15 protein-coding genes and 1 tRNA gene are annotated in these 20550 nt (G+C 54.6%); 10 read left to right on the forward strand and 6 right to left on the reverse strand.

Annotation, left to right across the window (positions count from 1 at the left end; genetic code table 11):
• Positions 1 to 12 precede the first annotated feature (12 nt).
• The 5 genes from HWX74_RS18600 (at position 13) to HWX74_RS18620 (ending at position 4284) form a co-directional block, all read left to right on the forward strand.
• Positions 13 to 1587, forward strand: coding sequence for a hypothetical protein (locus tag HWX74_RS18600; protein ID WP_176015055.1), 1575 nt, complete (start codon positions 13 to 15; stop codon positions 1585 to 1587).
• Between the two features lie 18 nt (positions 1588 to 1605).
• Positions 1606 to 2055, forward strand: a complete 450-nt coding sequence (locus tag HWX74_RS18605) for a YcfL family protein (protein WP_176015056.1) — start codon at positions 1606 to 1608, stop codon at positions 2053 to 2055.
• A gap of 23 nt (positions 2056 to 2078) precedes the next feature.
• Positions 2079 to 2723 carry a hypothetical protein gene (locus HWX74_RS18610; RefSeq protein ID WP_176015057.1) on the forward strand — a complete coding sequence of 215 codons (645 nt, stop codon included), beginning with the start codon at positions 2079 to 2081 and terminating at the stop codon, positions 2721 to 2723.
• 501 nt (positions 2724 to 3224) lie between these two features.
• Positions 3225 to 3557, forward strand: a complete 333-nt coding sequence (locus HWX74_RS18615; RefSeq protein ID WP_176015058.1) for a DUF3192 domain-containing protein — start codon at positions 3225 to 3227, stop codon at positions 3555 to 3557.
• Positions 3541 to 4284: a Sir2 family NAD-dependent protein deacetylase gene (locus HWX74_RS18620; RefSeq protein ID WP_176015059.1), complete on the forward strand. Its 744-nt coding sequence runs from the start codon at positions 3541 to 3543 to the stop codon at positions 4282 to 4284. Before HWX74_RS18615 ends, HWX74_RS18620 begins: the two co-directional genes overlap by 17 nt.
• A gap of 71 nt (positions 4285 to 4355) precedes the next feature.
• On the opposite strand, the gene HWX74_RS18625 is transcribed toward HWX74_RS18620, so the two are convergent.
• Positions 4356 to 6221 carry a PQQ-binding-like beta-propeller repeat protein gene (locus HWX74_RS18625; RefSeq protein ID WP_176015060.1) on the reverse strand — a complete coding sequence of 622 codons (1866 nt, stop codon included), beginning with the start codon at positions 6219 to 6221 and terminating at the stop codon, positions 4356 to 4358.
• A gap of 245 nt (positions 6222 to 6466) precedes the next feature.
• Here HWX74_RS18625 and HWX74_RS18630 point away from each other — a divergent pair, with 245 nt between their 5' ends.
• Positions 6467 to 7831: a glycoside hydrolase family 10 protein gene (locus tag HWX74_RS18630; RefSeq protein WP_176015061.1), complete on the forward strand. Its 1365-nt coding sequence runs from the start codon at positions 6467 to 6469 to the stop codon at positions 7829 to 7831.
• Positions 7832 to 7923: 92 nt separating this feature from the next.
• Entirely contained in the window at positions 7924 to 9141 is a 1218-nt protein-coding gene (locus HWX74_RS18635) for a hypothetical protein (RefSeq protein WP_176015062.1), read from the forward strand.
• Between the two features lie 105 nt (positions 9142 to 9246).
• Here the strand turns inward: HWX74_RS18635 and HWX74_RS18640 are convergent, their stop codons facing one another.
• From HWX74_RS18640 to hflX, 3 genes are read right to left on the reverse strand one after another with little or no spacing between them, the layout of a single operon-like run.
• Positions 9247 to 10407 (reverse strand): iron-containing alcohol dehydrogenase, encoded by a 1161-nt coding sequence (locus tag HWX74_RS18640; protein WP_176015063.1) that lies wholly within the window; start codon positions 10405 to 10407, stop codon positions 9247 to 9249.
• A gap of 21 nt (positions 10408 to 10428) precedes the next feature.
• Complete coding sequence (locus HWX74_RS18645) at positions 10429 to 13374, reverse strand: tetratricopeptide repeat protein (protein WP_176015064.1); 2946 nt, start codon at positions 13372 to 13374, stop codon at positions 10429 to 10431.
• 27 nt (positions 13375 to 13401) lie between these two features.
• On the reverse strand, positions 13402 to 14691 hold the full coding sequence (gene hflX / locus HWX74_RS18650; RefSeq protein WP_176015065.1) for a GTPase HflX: 1290 nt from the start codon (positions 14689 to 14691) through the stop codon (positions 13402 to 13404).
• 164 nt (positions 14692 to 14855) lie between these two features.
• Between hflX and HWX74_RS18655 the strand changes: the two genes are divergently transcribed.
• Positions 14856 to 14940, forward strand: a tRNA-Leu gene (locus HWX74_RS18655).
• 122 nt (positions 14941 to 15062) lie between these two features.
• Here the strand turns inward: HWX74_RS18655 and HWX74_RS18660 are convergent.
• Entirely contained in the window at positions 15063 to 15224 is a 162-nt protein-coding gene (locus HWX74_RS18660) for a hypothetical protein (protein WP_176015066.1), read from the reverse strand.
• A 12-nt stretch (positions 15225 to 15236) separates the two neighbouring features.
• On the reverse strand, positions 15237 to 16841 hold the full coding sequence (locus tag HWX74_RS18665) for a PAS domain-containing protein (protein WP_176015067.1): 1605 nt from the start codon (positions 16839 to 16841) through the stop codon (positions 15237 to 15239).
• Between the two features lie 618 nt (positions 16842 to 17459).
• Here HWX74_RS18665 and HWX74_RS20370 point away from each other — a divergent pair.
• The gene (locus tag HWX74_RS20370) at positions 17460 to 18290 is read left to right on the forward strand and encodes a hypothetical protein (RefSeq protein ID WP_254872363.1); all 831 of its coding nucleotides are present in this window, start codon (positions 17460 to 17462) and stop codon (positions 18288 to 18290) included.
• Positions 18291 to 18943: 653 nt separating this feature from the next.
• On the forward strand, positions 18944 to 20545 hold the full coding sequence (locus tag HWX74_RS18680) for a TolC family protein (RefSeq protein ID WP_176015070.1): 1602 nt from the start codon (positions 18944 to 18946) through the stop codon (positions 20543 to 20545).
• Positions 20546 to 20550 lie beyond the last annotated feature (5 nt).

A 20550-nucleotide genomic window follows, 5' to 3' on the forward strand; every position in this document is an offset into this window, starting at 1 on the left:
GTATAATATAATATGATCAGAATATGGATAATCGGTGCTAAAAAACGAATCGTTTATTCCAACCGGCCGATTCGGAAGATTGCCGGTTGTTGTCTGGCCGGTATTTGCTTGAGCGGCTGTTCCAGCATTTGGGACGCGCATACCCAAAAAGACGGCATGGTGGAAGATTATTTGGATGGCCGCTTCGATTCCGGAATTCGACGCGCCGAGAAAAAATTGGAATCGGCCCGCGGCAGCGGGGATGAATTGATGTGGCTGTTGGAATTGGGGTCGCTCTATTTCTACAACCGGCGTTATCCGGAAAGCATCGCGATCTGGCAGCAGGCGGATGCGCTGGTGGAAGAGTACGACAACCGGGCCGTGGTCAGCGTCCGCGATGTCGGCGCCGAGGCTGGGGCGATGGCGACCAATCTGAACGCCTTGCCGTATCGCGGTTTCGGACATGACCGGATCATGCTGCCGATCTTCAAAGCGCTGGCGCAGTTGGGCAGCGGCGATGAAGAATTGATGCTGGTCAATTTGCGCCGGATGCGTTCTTTTCAGGATCGCATTGCCGAGCGTTACGCTTCGGAAATCGCCAAAGAAAAAGCTCAAGTCGCCATGGAGAATTTAACGGCGGTCCGCAAGCTGGGGGAATTGGCCGCCGGCGGGAAAAAAAACGAAAAAAGCTCCGAGCCGGGCGGTGAGCCGCTGGCCGCGCTGCAGGAAAATGCCGACTTCAAGGAGCGCCTGGCCGCGATTGAACTGCAGGCCAGAAATGCCTACGGTAATTTTTTGAATCCGTTGGCGATTTTTTTGTCGGGGCTGGGCTATCTGCGGGAAAATGACTGGGAGAATGCCTATATCGATTTCAAGCGGCTTTATGAGGCGATGCCGGACAATGAGCTGATCCGGAAATATTTTGTCACCGTCCTGCGGCAGACCCGCCGGCCGGTTCCGGCAGTCCTGGCGTCGGTCGAACCGTTCCGGATGGCGTTGGACCGCAGCAGCGTTTACCTGATTTTCGCCAACGGCCGCGGCGCGGCTTTTACCGAAAAGAAATATGAGATCACCGTTCCCTATCTCGGCTATACCGGCATCGCCTTTCCGGTTTGCGAATATTATCCGCGGCCGTTCGGCAAAGTGGCGGCTTTGACCGGCAGCGATTGGACGGAAACCGTGCCGGTGGCGGATATGGATGCCATCGTTTCCCAGGAATATACCGAACGACTGCCGGCGATGATTACCCGGCTGGTGGTCAATTACCTGGTGAAGGAAACGGCCAGTTTGCTCATCTCCCAGTCGGCCAGTACGGCCGATGAGGCGGTGCGATATCTGACTTATTTCGGGACCGGCATTTACAAATATCTGTTCAATACCGCCGACACCCGCAGTTGGGAACTGCTGCCGGGCGAATTTCAAATCGGTCAGTTGCCGATGCCGTCGGACCATCGGCTTGAGGTTCAATTGCTGGCGCCGGACGGCAGGACGGTGCTGCGGCAGACGACGGTAAATTTCGGAGAGCAATGCCGGTCGGCCATCGTTTACGTCAATGCGCCAAGTCAGAAAAATTGGGATTGCCTGGTTTTGGAATTTTACGATCAATAAGGACGCAGGGAGGAAAAGATGACGAAAAATGTTTTCGGCGGTTTGTTGGGGCTGTTGTTGCTGGCGGGCTGCCAGAATTCCATCAACACGACCGGCAGTGATCCGGCTTTGTTCAATCCGATGACCGATCAGCGGTTTGTCACCGACAGTTTTTTGCGTGACCGATTGAAATTGATAAAAATCGACCAGGGGACGACGCCGGAAGGATTCCTGCAGATTCAGGTGACCGCGTTGAACGACCGCGTCGGATTTTTCAGCGAAAGCTGGAGTACGCTGACCGGCGGCAATCCGTATAAGATTGATTACCGGTTTCTGTGGTTCGACGAGGGCGGCTTTGCGATCGATTCGAATATGGCCATCTGGCAGGAAGTGATTACCCGGCCGGGTGAGCCGGTGCTGTTTGTCGGGACCGCGCCGTCGGCGAAATGCAAGAATTTTGTGTTGAGTGTCAAAGAATCGGACAATTGAATCACTGTTCAGGAGGGTAGAAAATGAATAAATTCTGGAATTTGACCGTGGCTGGAATTGGCATGTTGGGATTGGCGGGGTGCGGTTCCGGGCCGGAACGTTTCGATCCCCGGGACAATCCGGCCCGGCTGCGGGCGATGGGAGCGCTGGCGGCGGCCGATTATCAGGAAGCGGCGGCGGTGGCCATCAATGCGTTGATGGGCAGTCCGGTATTCAATCGTTATTTGCAGGAGTATCAGGCGGATCACGGCGGCAGAAAGCCGCTGATGATGTTGTCGACGGTCCGCAACAGCACCGACAACGAGCATATCGATACCAGGTTTATGACCGAACGCATCAGCGAAGATCTGCTCAATGGCGACAAGGTGCGCTTGACCAGCGCGTTTGCCGGCTCGGGGCAGGATGTCGACGATGCCAATATCATGATCCGCCAGCAGGATGTCAACGAATACGCCGACAAGAAAACCACCATCGGCCGCGATTCGCTGGAGGTGCCGCTGCTGGGGCTGTCCGGCAACATCATCACCCAGACCGACCAGGTCGGCCGCGACCGCAATTACAGTATTTTCTTCGTATTGACGATGACCGATTACCGTACCGGCGAGGTGGTTTGGAAGCATACCCAGGAACTGGGCCGGCGTGACACACAGTCGTGGTTCGGCTTCTGAAGCGGCGTTGACCGTATTCCCCGGGGGAAGCGGCCATCGGGGAATGGCGCCGAAAATTTTCCCGGCAAGTTGATTGTTGACCGTGCGATGCTATATTAACGCCGAGCGTCAGAACCATCAGGGAAGATGGAATGAATATACCATCGTAACCTCAACAATGCCTTTTCCGAAGGAATGAGTACGGCGAAGCCGCACGGAATGCCGGAGGGGAGGGGCCTAGCGAAAAGCACCCGGAGCTTTTGGCGGAATGCCAGAAGCCCCCGAGGCTCGGAGCCGAGGGTTGATCGTGGACGAAGAGAGACCAGGAAACAAAGATGGAATGAATATACCATCGTAACATTAACAATGCCTTTTCCGAAGGAATGAGTACGGCGAAGCCGTGCGGAATGCCGGAGGAGGGGCCTTGCGAAAAGTACCCGAAGCTTCTGGCGGAACGCCAGAAGTCCCGAGGCTCGGAGCCGGAGGGAGACAACTTTTTGGGGATCAAAGGAGATGCTTACAGTGACGAGCAAATATCTGCTGTTGCCGGCGTTGGCGTTGTTGTTGTCCGGCTGTGGTTATTTTTCACAATACGACAATCTGAAGAATGCGGAAAAACTGCGGGTCGGGATGACCAAACAGGAAGTCCTGGGGATCATGGGGGAACCGCTGACCAACGAAGTGTACAACACGCCGAATGTCTGGTATTATTACGTGACTACCCAGTGGCATGACGGCCTGTATACCGAGGACGAATGCATGCCGCTGTTGTTTGAAGACGGCAAATTGATCGGTTGGGGAAATGAATTCTACAACCGGTTGCGGATGCAGAACAAACATGTCATCAAAGATTGACCAGCTTCTGACCATGCTGCGGGAGGCGCAGCATTGTGTCGCGTTCACCGGCGCCGGCATCTCGACGCTGGCCGGGATTCGTGATTTTCGCGGCGCCAACGGATTTTACCGCGATCCGGATGTCGATGCGGACCGGGTTTTCTCGCTGCCGGCTTTTCTGGCGGATCCGTCCTATTATTACCTGCATACCAGAAATTTCATCTACGACCTCGATGAAAAGCGGCCGGGCATCGTTCATACCGAACTGGCCCGGCTGGAAGCGCTGGGAATCGTCAAATGTGTCGTCACGCAGAATATCGATCTGCTGCACCAGAAAGCCGGTTCGCATCATGTGCTGGAGTTGCACGGTTCGCCCCAGCGGCATCATTGTCTCAAGTGCGGCAGAATTTATTCTTTCCGGCAAATTGTCGACCGTCTGGAACGGGAACCGGTGCCGTACTGCGAAAGCTGCGGCGGCATCGTCAAGCCGGATATCGTTTTCTTCGGTGAAAACCTGGATGAACAAACCATCGACGCGGCCGTCCAGGAAGCGAGTTCCGCCGATTTGCTGCTGGTGCTCGGTTCCAGTCTGGTGGTCAACCCGGCCGCCTCCTTGCCGAATTACACCAGATATTTCGGCGGGCAGGTGGTTATCGTCAATGCCGACTCCACGCCGAAGGATCATCTGGCGGTATTGCATTTTGACGACTTGCAGGCAGTTTTCGCTGCGACGGCAGCCATTCAATAAACGTTCGGATTAAAAAACCGTCCCGATCGCAGGATCGGGACGGTTTTTTTAATGATCGCTGAAAGAATTGTCTACGGCAGCGTCACCTTGTAAATTTTACCTTCCACCAGCGTCAGGTACAAATTGCCGTCTTCATCCAGAAAATAGTTGTTGACCTGGGAGTTGCCGCAATTGTACTGCCAGAGCAATCTGCCGGTGACGGCATCGACGCAATACAGCATGCCGGTCCGCGAGGCCAGGAAAATCCGTCCTTTGGTTTCGATCACCGGACTCGGCGTATGTTCGTAGCCCATGCCGGTATCGCAGCGCCAGCGCAATTCGTATTCCGGGGTTTCGGTCGAAACGGCGATCAATTCCCCGTCCATCGTCTTGGCGTAAACCGTACTGCCGTCGGGGGAAATGCCCATCGATTCGCGATATTTGTATTGATTGTCGCGCCACAACTGCTGTCCGCCGTCCGCCGTGAACGCGGTCATATAACGGTCCGGCGCCACGATGATGACCTTGTTGCCGGTCAGGGCAGGAATGCAATTGCCCGGCGACAGCAGCACCCCGGCTTTGCCGTTGTTCCAGCGCCATAACTCCTTGCCGGTCGCTTCATCCAGACAGTACAGATGGCGGTCCCAGGCGCCAAATACCACTTTGCCGCCGGCCACGGCCGGCCGCGCTTGAAAAATGCCGTTGACTCCGGAGAACCGCCAGTCGATTTTACCGCTCTTCAGGTCGATTTTCAGGAAGTCGCCCATTCCGGCTCCCATATACAGTTTATCGCCGACGATCAAACCGTCGTTGACCACCGGCGCCGCGGTTTCGATGCTCCAGAGCGTTTCGCCGTTTTCGGCATTCAATCCCAGGATGGCATTGTGGGGGCTGCCGACTACGACAACGCCGTCGCCGTAGAGCGGCGTCGAATAAACCGCACTGCCGAGATCGCGGCTCCACCGCAAACGGCCGTTTTTCCAGTCGTAGGCTTTGACTTCGCCGAGCGAATTGGCATAATAGAGAACGTCGCCGTCGACCGACAGGCCGGAAAACATCGAACTGCCGTCGTCCAGCACCAGTTCCACTTCAGCGTCGGCCGGCTGCTCCCTGAAGCTGTCGGGGTCCGGCCGGGTTTCCGGTTTCAGATCCTTCAAGGCGCTCAACGTGGCAAAATCGATGTCGAAAACCGGTTCAGCCGGCAATGCTTCCCCCAGCACCTTATTGAATACCTTGAGTTCCCGGTCGTTCAAATCAACGATGCTGTAGCCCGGCCCGGTGCCGTCCATCACCAGTGAACGGAAGAGGATGCCCGGGATGCCGTCGATGTTGCGCAGTTGATAGCTGTGAAAATGGCCGTGCAGCGTCGCGGCGGTGTCGTATTTTTTCAACACATCGACGACGTCGCTCCAATTGTTCATGCCGCCCTGTTCGCCGATAAACGGACAGTGTCCGACACAGATGACCCGATCACCCGCTTTGACCATAGCCGCCAGCGTCCGGTCGAGCCATTTGATATCCTGGGATTTTACGTTGGAGTCGCCCATCTTCATATAGGGCCCGGTGCTGAAGCCGATGAAAATGAAATTGCCTTTCCGGAAGACGAAACGGTCGTCGCCCCAGTTTTCCAGAATCCGCAAACCGGCGCTCTGCGACCAGTTGGTTTCATGGTTGCCGGGGATAACGTAACAGGGTACCTGCAGCCGGTCGAGCTGCGCTTTGACCGCATCCAGTTCGGCGTTGGCGCCCGAATTGCTCAAATCGCCGGATACGATGACAAATTCGATCGAAGAATCCGCATTGACTTCATCGACACTCCGCTTCAGAAAAGTTTCGTTGTCTATGCCGGGCGAGACGTGGACATCGCTGAATACCGCGAAACGCATGGCGTCGTCAGCGGCCTGCAGCGTCGTTACGCCGAAGCAGAATGCCACGGCACAGAGGATTTGTCTGATCACTTGAGATACCTCATTTTTTGAATTGTTCCGAATATCCGGTACAATAGAACTGTGCCGGGGATTTTACAAGCCTCAGCCGGGAGATATTCGGCTGCCGGCGGAACATTTTCCGTGCAAAAGCAGTTATTTTTTTCAATTATTATTTGTATAAACTCCCTTTGCCGTGCTATTCTATATAGCGAGAACGGAGCTGGTTTTTACCCAGCAGAGCGCCGAAGATTCAATTTTAACGATGAGTGGAAGTTATGAATGGAATAGCCAGATGGACGGTATTGATGATGATGTCGATACCAATGGTGCTGAGTGCCGCCCCCAGGGTGGAGACGATGATTTATAAAGATCAAGCCGGGAAACCGGTGCCGTATGCCGGTACGGTCGCGCCCAACAGCAAAGTGCTGATTCCGACCCAGTATCACCCCAAAACCACCGAAGCGCGCGGCGCCTGGGTGGCGACAGTCCAGAATATCGATTTCGGCAAGCATCGGACTGCCGCTTCCTTCAAAAAGCAGTTCACGCAGATTCTCGACGACCTGAAAAGCAAGAATTTCAATTTCATCGTCTTTCAGGTGCGGCCGACCAACGACGCGTTTTATCGTTCCGGCCTGAATCCCTGGTCGCGTTTCCTGACCGGCGAAGAGGGCGTTGAAATCAAGGGGTTCGATCCGCTGGCGTTCATGATCGAGGAGACGCACAAGCGCGGCATGCAGTTTCACGCCTGGCTCAATCCCTACCGGGTGGTCGGCAGCACCGACCAGAGCAAATCGGCTTATCTGAATTCATTGAGCGACAAAAATTTTGCCAGACAGAATCCGCATCTGGTGCTGGATGTTCCGAAGAACGGCCAGCGGACTTTGATTTTGAATCCGGGAGAACCGGAAGTGATCAAATTCGTCGTCGACACTGTCCGGGAACTGGCCAGCAATTACGATGTCGACGCGATTCATTTCGACGATTACTTTTATCCTTATGGCGGCGTCGGCAACGTGGACAAAGATACTTACCAGCGCCAGAACAAGCGGCAGCAGTCGATCGAGGATTGGCGGCGCGAGAACGTCAATACCTTGATCCAGAGTGTTTCGCGCGCCATCGCCGCCAACAACCGGATCAACAACAAGCAGGTTCAATTCGGCATCAGTCCGTTCGGCATCTGGGCGAATTATTCGCCGGAGCAGAAATTCGGTTCGCTGACCCGCGGTTCCGAAGCGTTGAATTCGCAGTATGCCGATACCCGCCGCTGGGTCAAAGAGGGCTGGATCGATTACATCGCGCCGCAGTTGTATTGGCCCTTCGCCCATAAGGTGGCGGCTTATGCCGCGCTGGCCGACTGGTGGGCCTACACGGTGCGCGGGACCAATGTGAATTTGTACATCGGCATGGCGCCTTACCGCCTGGGCGAGGAAAGCATCTGGCAGAATCCGATGGAAATCGTCGACCAGCTCCGTTACAACGGCAAATATCCGGAAATCAAAGGCGAAATCTTTTTCTCATACCGCAACATCGCCAATCCCGGCAATGCCGTCATGAAGAAAGGCCTGGAACAAGTTTGGAAGAATTGCTGGAACAAACCGGCCGCGCTGCCGGCCTGCGGCCCCTTCAAGCCGAAACGGTGACCGGGAAATTCCCGCTTGCTCATTGATTAACAGAACGGTTGCCGAGGCAACCGTTCTGTTTCGTATGGAAAAATGAAATGGAAAAGAACGTTATGAGCTTACGACAGACAATCAAACGAAATCTGGACTGGTTCGAACAGTCGACGATCATGGAGCCGGCGGATGGCCGCTGGGGCGTGGCGGAACGGATTCTGGAGACCGCCGGCAATCCGGAAACTGAGAGGATTTTTACCGATTTTCCCGCGCAAACGCCGCATGATTCCTGGTGTGTCATCGAATCCAGACGGGCGGACTGCAATTTTGAAGCGGTCCTCTATTTTGCATTGGCCGCCGATACGCTGCAGCAGGAAAAATATCGGAAAATAGCCGAAAACATTCTGGATTTTCTGTATTTTCGCAGCGGTTTGCTGATTCGTGCCGATAAAAATGCGCCAAGCGGAATCTGGAACTGGTCCCATATCAATCCGGGGGCCTTTTCCCATTGGCTGGATGACAACGGCTGGGTGGCCGCTTTGCAGTTGGTGTTAGGACGGCGTTATCCGCAATGGGACCGGAAGTACGGCATGACCGGCTGGGGGTTGAAGCTGGCCGGCGAGCTGGCGAACGCTCTCGACCGAACCATCCATCACAGTTTTCCGGGGGAACCGGGCATCTGGCGCGACCCGCAGGAGAAATGGCTCGGCTGGCTGCAGTTGCCGCACTGGGGGGTGCCGCCCTGTATGGCGCTGCTGGCGGCCTGCGCGGTTGACCCGCAGGAGAAATATGTCTGGCTGGTACGGCGTTACCATCAGTACATGGCGGATCATCTGGCGGATTTCAATGCCAGTGAATTGACTTATGGGCTGATCGGTGCGACGGCGGCGTTTAAACTGTTTCAGGATGACTTCTATTGGCGGTTGGCTCTGGCGATCGGCGACCGCATTCTGGTTCGCATGGACCGCGAGACCGGCAATTTGCCATCTGAACATCACGAAGCACCGAAGGGCGCTCATCTGGTCGATACCATTTACACCGCCAACTGGGCTTTGCTGGGACTTCAGAATCTCTGCCGGGTCTGTCCGAAAAAAGAGTATGCGGAGGCCTATGCCAAATTGCTGCGGTTGCTTGAAAGCATTCAGGACGACGGTGCGGCGTTGCAGTATCGCGGCAGTTGGCGGGGTATGTACGATTTGCAGGCCCGTCATTGGGGAGGAGGCAACTGTTATGAGGGCGGCGCCGGCAGTGTCTACAGCGGCTGGACCAATGCGCCGATCGGCATGGCAATGCTCTGGGCGGCGCGCCGGGAATCGATGCTGGATCTCTTTGCTTGAGGACGATACGAAAATAAACCGATTGATCAATTGGGCCGGCGGCGGAAAATTCCTGCCGCCGGCCAAGTTTTTTTGTTTTGATCCGGTTTTACCGAATTTCAACCGTCAGCATTTGCTGACGATTTCATAAGCCATTTTCGCGTCGATATTGCCTTTTTCGCCATACTTTTCCCGCCGCTTGGCAAAACGCTCCTGCACGGCTTGGGCCGCTTCCTGCGGATCGATGCCGTAATCGGCCAGGGAGGTCGGGACCCCGAGCGAATTGAAAAAGGAGGCCGTCGCCGTAATCGTCCGGTCGATCGCGGTGTCGTCATCCGGATTGCTGATTTCCCAAATCCGTTTGCCGTATTGCAGCAACTTCGCCTTTTTCTGCTCCCGCAGCCGGTTCCACAACGCCGGCAGGACGATCGCCAGGGTGCGGGCATGGTCCAGACCGTAAATGGCGGTCAGCTCGTGGCCGATCATATGAGTGCCCCAATCCTGCATGACGCCGCAGCCCAGCCAGCCGTTCAAGCCGACGGTGGCGCACCAGAAAATGTTGGCGCGAATATCGTAATTGTCCGGCTGTTCCAACGCCAGCGGCCCCTGTTCGACGATGGTTTGCAGAACTCCTTCGGACATCCGGTCCTGCAGCGGCGTATTGACATCGATCGTCACGTACTGTTCGACGGTATGGACGAAAGTGTCCACCAGGCCGTTGGCGGTCTGCCGTTCCGGCAGCGTGGTGGTGAACGCGGGATCCAGCAGCGAAAATTTCGGAAAGACCAATTCGGAACCGAAATGCAATTTTTCATTGGTCGAGTTGCGGGAAATGACCGCGGTGCAGTTCATCTCCGAACCGGTGGCCGGCAGCGTCATCACCGCTCCCAGCGGCAGCGCAGCCTTGACCTGGTCGCCTTCTTCGAATTTGGCCAGGATATCCCAGGGGTCTTCACCTTCGTATTTGGCTGCTGCGGCGATGAATTTGGTCGCATCCAGCACTGAACCGCCGCCGACCGCCAGCAGAAAGTCGACTTTTTCCGCATTGGCCAATTCCACCGCTTTCATGCAGGTTTCATAGCGCGGATTGGGTTCGATACCCTGGAATTCCACCACCGTGGCATTGGCCAATGCCGCTTTTACCTGATCATAAGCGCCGTTGCGTTTTACCGAACCGCCGCCGTAAATCAACATGATTTTACCGGCAGGGGCCAATTCGGCCAATTTGGCCACGCAATCTTTCCCGAATTCGACATGGACGGGATTGTAAAATGAAAAATTCAACATTTGCAGAACCTCCTCGCAAAGTTATTTTTGAATGAGTTGTTGATACGCCTCGATGACCCGCTGCCATTCGGCGGATTGCTCTGGGGGCGGCGTGGCCGCCAGCCGGTCGGCCAACCGATCCGCCACGGGCTGATATTCCTCTGCCGGCATCCAGGGCTGCGCCCCATTGCGCTCCCGCGCCAGCGAGAGCAAATCTGCCGCTGCCGGCAGCTGATTCGATTCCAATTCCGCCAGCGCTGCGATGCACAATCCGGCCGGATCGGCCGTTTCCCGCGGGATGGTTTTCAACGCCAGCTCGGCGTTGCCGTTTTGCAATTGGGCAAACGCCAGTTTGTTGATCGGCAACGGGCCGGATTTATCCAGTTGGCAAAGCTGCTCGTAATACCAGATGGCCGAATCGAAATCTTCACCGTTTTCCGCTTCGGCGGCGGCCTGGTAGAGGAATTCAATCGTCTCCTTCTGGTCGGAAAGGGCATCTTTCAGCAATTCTTCCAATCTGGCATCGGGCGGCAAGCCCAGTTCCCGGGCGGCCTGATAGAGCCGGACCGCCTCTTCCTGACGGGCGGCGTCGTTCTCGGCGATGACCAGCGCCAGTTCGCGGCGGGCGGAAATATCCCGCGGCTCCCGGTCGATCGCCCGGTTCAACATCTTTTCCGCTTCCTGCGGCTGGTTGCTGCGGGCGAGGGCGGTGCCGACTGCCAGCAACAGTTGGTAATCGTCCGGGTGCTTCTGCAGCGGTTTTTCCAGCAGGGCCAGCGCGTTGCCGTATTTCTCCAGGCCGTTGAGCGCCCGGGCCAACTGAACGACCGCCGGCAGCGATTCGCCGTCGCGCAAAACCGCCAGTTGCAGCGCTTCCGCCGCTTCGCCGTAACGTTCCTGAAGCAGATACAGCGTTCCCAGTTTTAAATTCGCCTCGAAGTGATCCGGTTCGCCGGCCAGAATCTGCCGGTAATTCCAGATTGCCACTTCATTGGCGCCGCGCGTTTCCGCTTCCTGACCATTTTTCAGAAATTCGGCGATTTTTTCCGGCGTCGGGGCTTCCGGCTGGACCGCCGGGCGCGGTTGGGATTCTTCCGGGGTCACTTTGGCCTGAAGCAATTGTTCACGCAATTTGGCATTGGCCGTTTCCAGTTCTTTTACCCGTTCATCCTGTGAATTCTGCTTTTTCAGCGCGGCGTTCGCTTCCCGCAATTGCTCCCGGTCGTTCAGTGCCAACTGAAGCTTCTGCTCCGTCAGGACCAGGCGGGATTCCAATTCGGCGTATTTCTGATTTTCCTGTTGCAAAGCGGTAAGATCCGTCTGTTTCCGCGCCTGAGCCTGTAATTTTTCATTCGCCAATTTCAATTCCCGTTGCAGCGTTTCCAACTGCCCCTTGACGGCACGCAACGACTCCACTTCCCGTTGCAGAGGTTCCGCTTTTTGGGCCGCCAATTCCAGTGAAACCACCGACGCTTTCAATTCGATGAAGGCCTTCTTGGCTTCCTCGGCCAACATTTCCGCTTCCTCCTGGCGGGTTTTCGCTTCCGTCAAACCGGCCTGCAGCGTTTCGACTTCCCGGCGGCGATTGGCCAGTTCGGTCGTCAACGTTTTATTCTGCTCGTCGACTGCGAGGGCATTTTGATACTGGGAATCATTGCTGCTGTTCAAACGGCTCTGCAGTTTGTCGGCTTTGTCCATCCACTCCTGCAAATTCTCTTCCTGCCGGCGAGCGGTTTCCCGCAACGTTTTCAGTTCTTCCAGCGCTTCGGCATCGGCTTTCTGCAGCCGTTCATATTGCTCGTTGAGGATCCGGTTCTCTTCGGAAACGGTGGAATAGCGGCTGTTCATCGTTTTCAGCGCATCGCGGAACTGTTCCATTTCCAGATTGTTTTCACGCAATTTATCCTGTTGCAGCAGCAGATCGCGCTGCTGTTGCTCCGTGTCGGTCCGCAACTGATCCAATTTCTCCCGCAACGTCTGATTTTCAAGAAAGAGGTCGGCATTGATTCGATTGGCGCCTTCCGTGCCGTTTTTGGCGTCGACAAACCAATGGTTGAGCTTGTCGATTTCGGCCTGTTTCTCGCCGGACAATTTTTTCAATTGCTCCAGCTCTTTGAGCACCTGGCTCAAACGGCTGGACACCTCACCATGCGTTTTCGACAGATCATTGTATTTCTGCATCTGGGCGGCGTTCTCATAGTCCAGAGTTTTAACCCGTTCCCTGGCGTTTTTTTCCGCTTCCCGGCTCTGATTTCGTTCCTGAATTGCTCCGTTGAGCTCTTCCTGCAGTTTCTTGAAATCCTCCTGGAAAGTGGCGAACCGCTTGGCCAGCAACTCCCGGTTCAGCCGTTCATTGATCAGTTGATTCTTGATTTCATTTTTTTCACTGTCCGGCTGGCTGAGTTTTTTCTCCAGCGCTTCATAACGGCGCAGCAGCAATTCGTAGTTTTCCTCCGCGATCCGCTTCTCTTTGATCAGATTTTCAATTTCGGTCCGGTTGGTCTGGTGACGGCGGAGCTCCTGCCGGTTTTCTTCCAGTTCTTTCAACGCTTCCAGCAAGCGTTTTTTATAGGCGGCCAGCTCTTCCTCCAGCGCGGAATTGCCCGCGGAAACGGCGACCGGCGACCCGGCGGGGACGGCCGGAGGCACGGAATCAGGTTCCGACGCCGGAACGGTCTTGCCCAGCGTCGTTTGAATGACACCGATCGCCTGGTCGCACATATTGATGCGGCCGTCGATGATGCTCTGCTTCCAATCCGGCCGCCGTTCTTTCAATTCGGCATAACAGGCCCGCGCCTGCCGAAATTGTTCCAGTGCCGCTTCCAGGTTGCCCTTGCTCTGCAGCGCTTCGCCTTTTGCATAAAGATAATATCCCTGCCGCCACACTTCCCACGGCGAATATTCGCTTTCTTCCGCCATGCTGTTCAGCGAGAACAACAGCCCGAAGGACAGCGCCAGCAAACTGGGGCGGATTTTCCATTGATGCATGAATGATCACTCCAAATTTTTTTTTCGTTAAACTGATACGGCGAATTCTTCGAATTTCTCCCGCAGCGCCGCATTGATGCTGAAAGTCAGATGCAGAAAGCCGTCGTCGTCATATTTGGCCTCCATGACATTGCCTTTGGCATAGGCCAGCGCGGAAAGGTCGTGGCGGCTGGGCGGCAGCTTGACGTTGAGCAAACGGGTTTGACGGTTGCTGTAATCGATCAGGCGGCGGCGCAACTCATCGAAACCGGCGCCGGTTTTCGTCGAGACGAAAACGCCGGACGGGAAGAGTCCTCTGGCCCGGGCCAGCCGCAATGTATCCGGTTGCAAGTCGAGTTTGTTGAAGACGACCAGAATGTCCTTCCGGTCGGCGCCCAGCTCCTTCAGCACCTGCATGGTGGTTTCCCAGTGTTCTTCCAACTGCGGACTGGAAACATCCAGCACCAGAACCAGAAAATCGGCATAAACCGCCTCTTCCAGCGTGGATTTGAACGCTTCGACCAGCGAGTGCGGCAGTTTGCGGATGAAGCCGACCGTGTCGGTCAACAGCAGCAACTGGTTATTGTCGAGCGTCAATTTGCGGGTGGTCGGATCCAGCGTGGCGAAAAGTTTGTCCTCGGTTAGGACCTGCGCCTGAGTCAAGCGGTTGAGCAGCGATGATTTACCGGCATTGGTATAGCCGACGATGGCGGCATGCGGAACCGCGTTGCGCCTCCGGCTTTTGCGCTGGGTGACCCGTTGCTTGCCGATGGTCAACAGTTCTTTTTTCAAAAAGGCAATCCGGTTCTGAATCAGACGCCGGTCGGCTTCGATTTGCTTCTCCCCTTCGCCGCGGGTTCCTTTGGCGCCGCCGCGCTGGCGGGAAAGGTGCGTCCAGGCCCGGGTCAGGCGCGGCAAATAATACTGCAGCCTGGCCAGCTCCACCTGGAGTACCGCTTCGCGGGTGGAAGCTCGTTCGGCGAAAATATCCAGAATGATCTCCTGCCGGTCGATCACACAGCCTTTGATCAACCGTTCCCAGTTGCGCTGCTGGGACGGGGTCAATTCGACGTCGAAGATCAATGAATCGGCTTCCAGCTCCTGAAAACGCCGGCAGATTTCCTCCGCCTTGCCATTGCCGATAAAATATTGCGCCATCGGCGCCGCGTGCAATTTGACGACAATCCGCTCAATGACTTCCACCCCGAGCGTCCGGGCCAGCTCCTGCAATTCATCGAGATGCTCGTGAACGATGCCGGGCTCCTCGCCGGGAGCCTGCACGCCGACGATGATCGCGTATTCGATTTTTTTGCGGGCCTCTTTTTCGTTATCAATCATAGAATGGCTACTTTCCGAATATTCTGTCATCCATGCTTAATTTAAAGCAAAGTTACTGTTCCGCAAGGCAGGAAGCCGGCAAAAGTCGGACAACTTTGCTTTTTTTGAACATCTCGGCTTGGCAAGCGGCCGAAAACGGGCTATAGTTCGACGCTTTCCTATCCGCGCGAGTGGCGAAATTGGCAGACGCGCCAGACTTAGGATCTGGTCTCGAAAGAGGTGTGGGTTCGACTCCCATCTTGCGCACCACCTGATAATTAGATTGTGTTCCCACTATCCGGGCCATCGCTGGTGTTTCCAGCGGAGAGTGAGAATGAAACCGCCGCACGGTCAGAGGCGGTGACCATATGAAGTTTTGTGGTGAGACCTCCTCATGAGTAGCCGATTCCTTGCTTGCCACTTTTTTTAAAGCTCCGGTTCCATTTGGATGCACTTTGATGCTTGTCTGTCAAGCATACCGCTTCCATTTTTATACGGATAACATTTTCTTGTTGAAGCGCTTCAACAAGATGTTGCCAAACACCATACTTCATCGCAAACCGGATTTATCCGAAAATCGGATTTACCGGCCTACCGGAAGGAAAGGTGGCGAAAAAATCTCTCAAGCTATTAATCGTGACTGGTTTATATAAGACACCCTGAAATTCCGCTGCAGACGCGCCAATCACCTGCGCGTCAGCGGTTACGGCGATGACCGGCAACTTGGCCAGTTCCGGAGACTGGTGAATTTCTTTGGCCAACTTCGCGCCATCAATTTCCGGCATCCAGAGGTCGGTCAGAACCAGTTTGAAATCCGAGTTTTTCCGTAAAATGGCCAACGCTTCCTTTCCGGACAAAGCGCAGACGCTTTCAATGTCGAGCTTCCGGAGCATGGCGGAAAGCACTTTCAGATTCATCGGCACATCATCCACCAACAGAACGCGTGGCTTTTGCACTTCCGCCGGAGATGGTGCGGCCGGTTCCACTTCCCCGGCGAGGATTTTGCGCCAGCTCTCCTGGTAGTCCGGATAGTCCTCCGGTGAAATCCACTGATCTTCCGGGAGTGGTTTGCCGGCGGCGTCCTTTCCCCAGATTTCCCCATTGTATTCGATCCGGCTGAGAACGATCCGCTCCTTGTCGCAACTGCAGCAGAAGTAAACGATTTTGATGGTCGTGGAAGCATTTTCCAGCAACTCTTTCTGACGATAAATCCAGTCGCGAGTCGCATTTTCACAAGTCATATCGCGAATGATCATCACCGCTCCGGTGATATCGCCTTGCCGATCGCGGATCGGCGCCGCGCTGTTGGCGATATACCGGCGCGTGCCGTCAGCCGCGATCAGGCCGGTGTGGTTGGCCGGTTGAACCGGTTCGCCGCTCTCGATGGCCTGGACCAGTGGAGAAACGACCGGCGCATCATCCGGGTATCGAATCAACCTGAGCCGATCGGCGAGCTTCCGGCCTACCATGTCGGTGGAGGAATAGCCGGTCAGGTTGGCGGCCACCGGATTGACCAGGGTGACATTTTCGGCGGCATCGGTTACGATTACGCCGTCGCCGATGGAGTTCAAGGTCAACTCAAAGCGTTCGGCGATGGCTTCCGCCTTCGACCTGGCGGTGTACAGTTCGTCGATATCGGTTGATATGCACAATACGGCGTCCCGGCGGAAAATCCGTTTCGGCAGTTTGACAAACTGCGCCCGCCGTCGTTTGCCAGCCAGGGTGTATTCGCAGTTCTGCGGCTTTTCGGTTTGGAATGTGATGTCGAGCGCCTTTTGAAATTCTGTTACGGCGTCCGGAATGATCAGGAGATCCGAATAATGTTGTGGCTTTTCGCGATTTTGGAGGTCCGGCGCCTGCCAGTAGAGCAGATTACCCTGCCGATCCAGCACCATTGTCCGGGTGGGCGTGTAGCGGAAGATCGTTCGCGCGAGATAATTCCGCCGATTCCGCATCCACAGGATAAACAGCAATACCGTCAGGAACGCGGCCAACTGGGCGCCTCCCACGCAGAAAACTTCCAGGTGATGCTCCGGCAGCGGAAACCAGTGAGGTGCAGCGTTCGGCATTGCCACCGCAACGGGGAAACCGCCGGAGAGCCACGGAAAGAAGGTGAGGATTTTATTTTGACGGAAACAACCGCCAAACAGCGGAACCCGGATAATTTGCATGAAAGCTTCCTTGACTGGAGTTGATAAAAAATGAAATACGGTTCCTAGCCGGCATGGAGACAGGCCGGAAAAAGAAAAGACGTGGACGGAGAATGGCTTTTGGGTGAAAAATAAGAAAAAATCAATAAAAAATGCAGGTCCCGGCAGAAAATGGCACATGTGCGGAGAGGTTGCTGTCTGTGGAATTCTGTGAGCGTTATGTTGCTTACGCAACGATTTCCCATAAACAGATTCCTTTTTTGTCAACAACAATCCGACCTTTTACTATAATCCTTTCGCTGCTGGAATGGCAAATCGTTTGATCTTTTTTCGTTATTCCAGCCGCCTTGGGTTGATTTTGTTCAATGGACTGCTAATATAGCTCTTTATTCGTTATATAATTTCGAGGAAATTCGTGAATATCAGAGAATTTGCAGCTTTGTGCAACGTAGCGCCTTCTACGGCTTCCCGTATTTTGAGGCATCCCTTAGCAACCTCTCAGGCAAGACGGGAGGTTTATGACCGGGTCCATGCCAAAGCCCGCGAGGTAGGTTTTCACGTGAACTGCCACGCCAAAGCGTTATTTTCCGCTAAATCGAATATGATCGCCTGCGTCGCCGGCGGACAGGCTAATATGCTTTGCGGGCACATCGCCGAAGGAATTACTCCGGTGTTGGTTCGACACGGAAAGTTTTTTCCCTCTATCCCTGCGGCGGAGATTGGAAACTGGAGGCCAAAGCCTTCGAGTCGATGTTGTACAACAAGGCGGATGCGATCATTCATATTCCCGCCCCGCAATATGCCGATCCTTACAGTTATGAACATATTTTGGAGGTACTCCGGCAATATCCGAAGTTGCCGCCGATCCTTTCCGTTTACGGCGGAACGAATTATGCAGGATTCCATCAGATCCGGTTCCGGGAGTGGGAAACCGGCAGGAAAGCCGCACTGCGGCATTTGGAATGCGGATGCCGTAAGTTTGGCTTGATTACCACCCGCCCGGCCAATATCTTTGCTCTGGAATTGGCGAGGGGGTACCGGGAAACTCTGCTGGAGAACGGCATTGCCCCGCAAAATCTGGTTGAAGTGGGGCTGGGAAGCCCGATTCTGCCGGATGCCTATGCGCCTTTGCGCGATGTGGAGGGACTCTGGTGCAGTTATTATGTCATCTTCATTCTGACCAGCAAATTCCTGCTGCAGGTCTGCGATTTGAGCAGAATGCACGTCGGTACCGTTTTTTCCGATGAATCGACGCAGAGCTATCTGAATCTACTGCCCTGTACCGCGACGAGCGATTCGCCGCGTTCGTTTTCCGGCTGGTTCGGCAGTTGTGTCGTGCATAAGTTCAATTTGCACGATCTTGGTGTCCGCGCCGCCGAAACCGCGGTCAGGTTGTCCGATGCTCCCGACACGCCGCCGGGAATCGACTATATCGATTTCAAAACTGAAACGTACCATTACGGGGATTGAGTGCCGCCGCAGTTCTGATTGTGATTGTCACTCGCTTCTTCCCCTGTCATTTGATCGTCAGAGTGACGGATTAAATTAGTTTTCATTATTCTGAAAAATAATAAATTCAGACTAACGCATAAAAAAAGAAACTGGAAATAATATCAAAAACTACGGAAGAAAAGTAAATTCAGGAGACAAATTATAAATTTTCGTCTTGCTTTTTCAGGATGGGGGAGTTATATTCACGGTTCAGACAGTATTTGCTGAGGTTGGATACTGTATGTTGATTGCTTAAATTTCAAGGATGGTCTGTGAGGAATCGTTGCATATGCAGCAAGAACAAAAAAACACCGATTCCTCCCTCAGAAAAACCTCATGGCACATGTACCGAAACTTTCTCTTCTGATATTCACCCAGCCGGATGTCAGGGGATCGACCTTTCATTTTTTTACATAAAATCCGGATATTTTCTGCCCGGAAATCTTGAACTTTTCATATTTTTCTCACTGGCGATGAAATTCCTGGTCGGATTTTCTTCGTTTTTTTATTTTTCCCGTATACATGGTAGAAATATAGAGAACACTTCTTCGGTCCGGCGACTTGGGCCGGTGGAGTGTTCTCTATTTTTTCTCAAAATATAACAACTTTATTTCAGTCACAAGGAGCGTAAGATGAAAATTTGCAGGACGCTGGTCGGTGTGGGGGCTGCCGGGATGGTGCTTCTGGCCGGCTGCAAATCTTTCGATGAGTATCAGGATGATCGTATCGCCTACGCGGTCAAACACTTCGAACGGGCCCAGTACAGCAACATCGATTCGGAGAAGGTGTTGACTTTGAACAAGTGCGTCGCCCTTGCGGTCCAAAATAACCTCGACCTGAAGGTGTTCGGGCTCGAAGAAAATGTGGCGAAAGAAATGCGGACCAGCGAGATGCTCGGGATGCTGCCGGAGCTCAACGTCTCCAACAACCTCACCGGCCGCACCAACACGCCGGCCTCAAGCAGCCAGCAACTGCACGGCGAAGGCTCCGGCACGTACAGTTATTCGCAGAGCCAGGCCCGCAACGTCAACTATCTCAATGTGGATCTGGCGCTCAGTGTGCTGGATTTCGGGCTGGCGTTTTTCAACACCCAGCAGGCGAATGACCGGATGCTGCTGCGGCAGCAGATTCCCCGCCGCGCCGAACAGAATCTGGTGCTCGATACCGTGCGTGTCTATTTTCAGGTTGCCGCCGCCCAGCGGGCGATCGACATAACCACTAGGCTGCTTGAGGATTGCAAAGATCGCTACGAACTGATCGAGCAGATGGGTGAATCGGGGCAGATCTCGCCGTTCCGCGCCTTTGACGAGGTACGTCAATTCATCGATATGGAAAAACGGCTTACGAATTACATCCGCAGTTACGACAATTCCTGCGTCGAGCTGCGTTCGTTGCTCGGGCTCTATCCGAACACCCGGATCAAGGTCGATGATTCAATTCTCGACCAGGTGCCGGAATTCACTTTACCGGAAATGGAATTGATGGAGCAGATCGCGCTGATGAAGCGGCCGGAGCTGTATGAAATCGACATGCAGAAGCATATCAACGTTCTTGAATGCCGCAAGACCATTGCGATGATGTTCCCGAATGTGCGGATGTTCGTGGATTTCACCAATTCGGACAACAGTTTTCTGTATCATTCCGCCTGGTGGGAACTCGGTATCCGCGCCGCTTATAATCTGTTGAGGCTGCCGCAGCAGATTTCCCGTTACCAGGCTTACAGTGCGCAGGTCGACGCGGAAGAGGCGAGGAGCTATGCGCAGGCGATAGGAGTGATCGCGCAGGTGCGTATCGCCCACGCGGATCTGGTTTCGGTCAAGGAGCGTTACAACATCGACGTGCGGGTCAATGCGGCCTATCGGAAGAATCTGGCGAAGGCCGAGGCCAGCGATGAAATTTCCGGCGAACTCTCGCAGTTGGAACTTGCGCACATGCGTCTGGCCACCACCGAAACCGAGATCGAAAAATATCTGTCGCTCGGCAACTATTACGTCTCTTATTTCCGGTTGTTGAATACGCTCGGAATAGAGGATCTGCATGCGGCGACGGTGGAAGGGCTGAAAAATCAGTTGGACGAAGAACGTATCCGCGCCGAAGCCGAGTTGGAAGAGGCCAGGGCGGAATATGAGTCCGAACAGGCCAATGTGGAAGCCGATTCCGAACAGGCGGAAATAACCGAAGCGGAAGAGCAGCTCGACGTTGCGGTTTCTCCTCCGACTGAGCCTGCCAGATAACGAGG

It is taken from the genome of Victivallis sp. Marseille-Q1083, from assembly GCF_903645315.1.
In the GTDB taxonomy this organism is placed as follows: Bacteria; Verrucomicrobiota; Lentisphaeria; order Victivallales; family Victivallaceae; genus UMGS1518.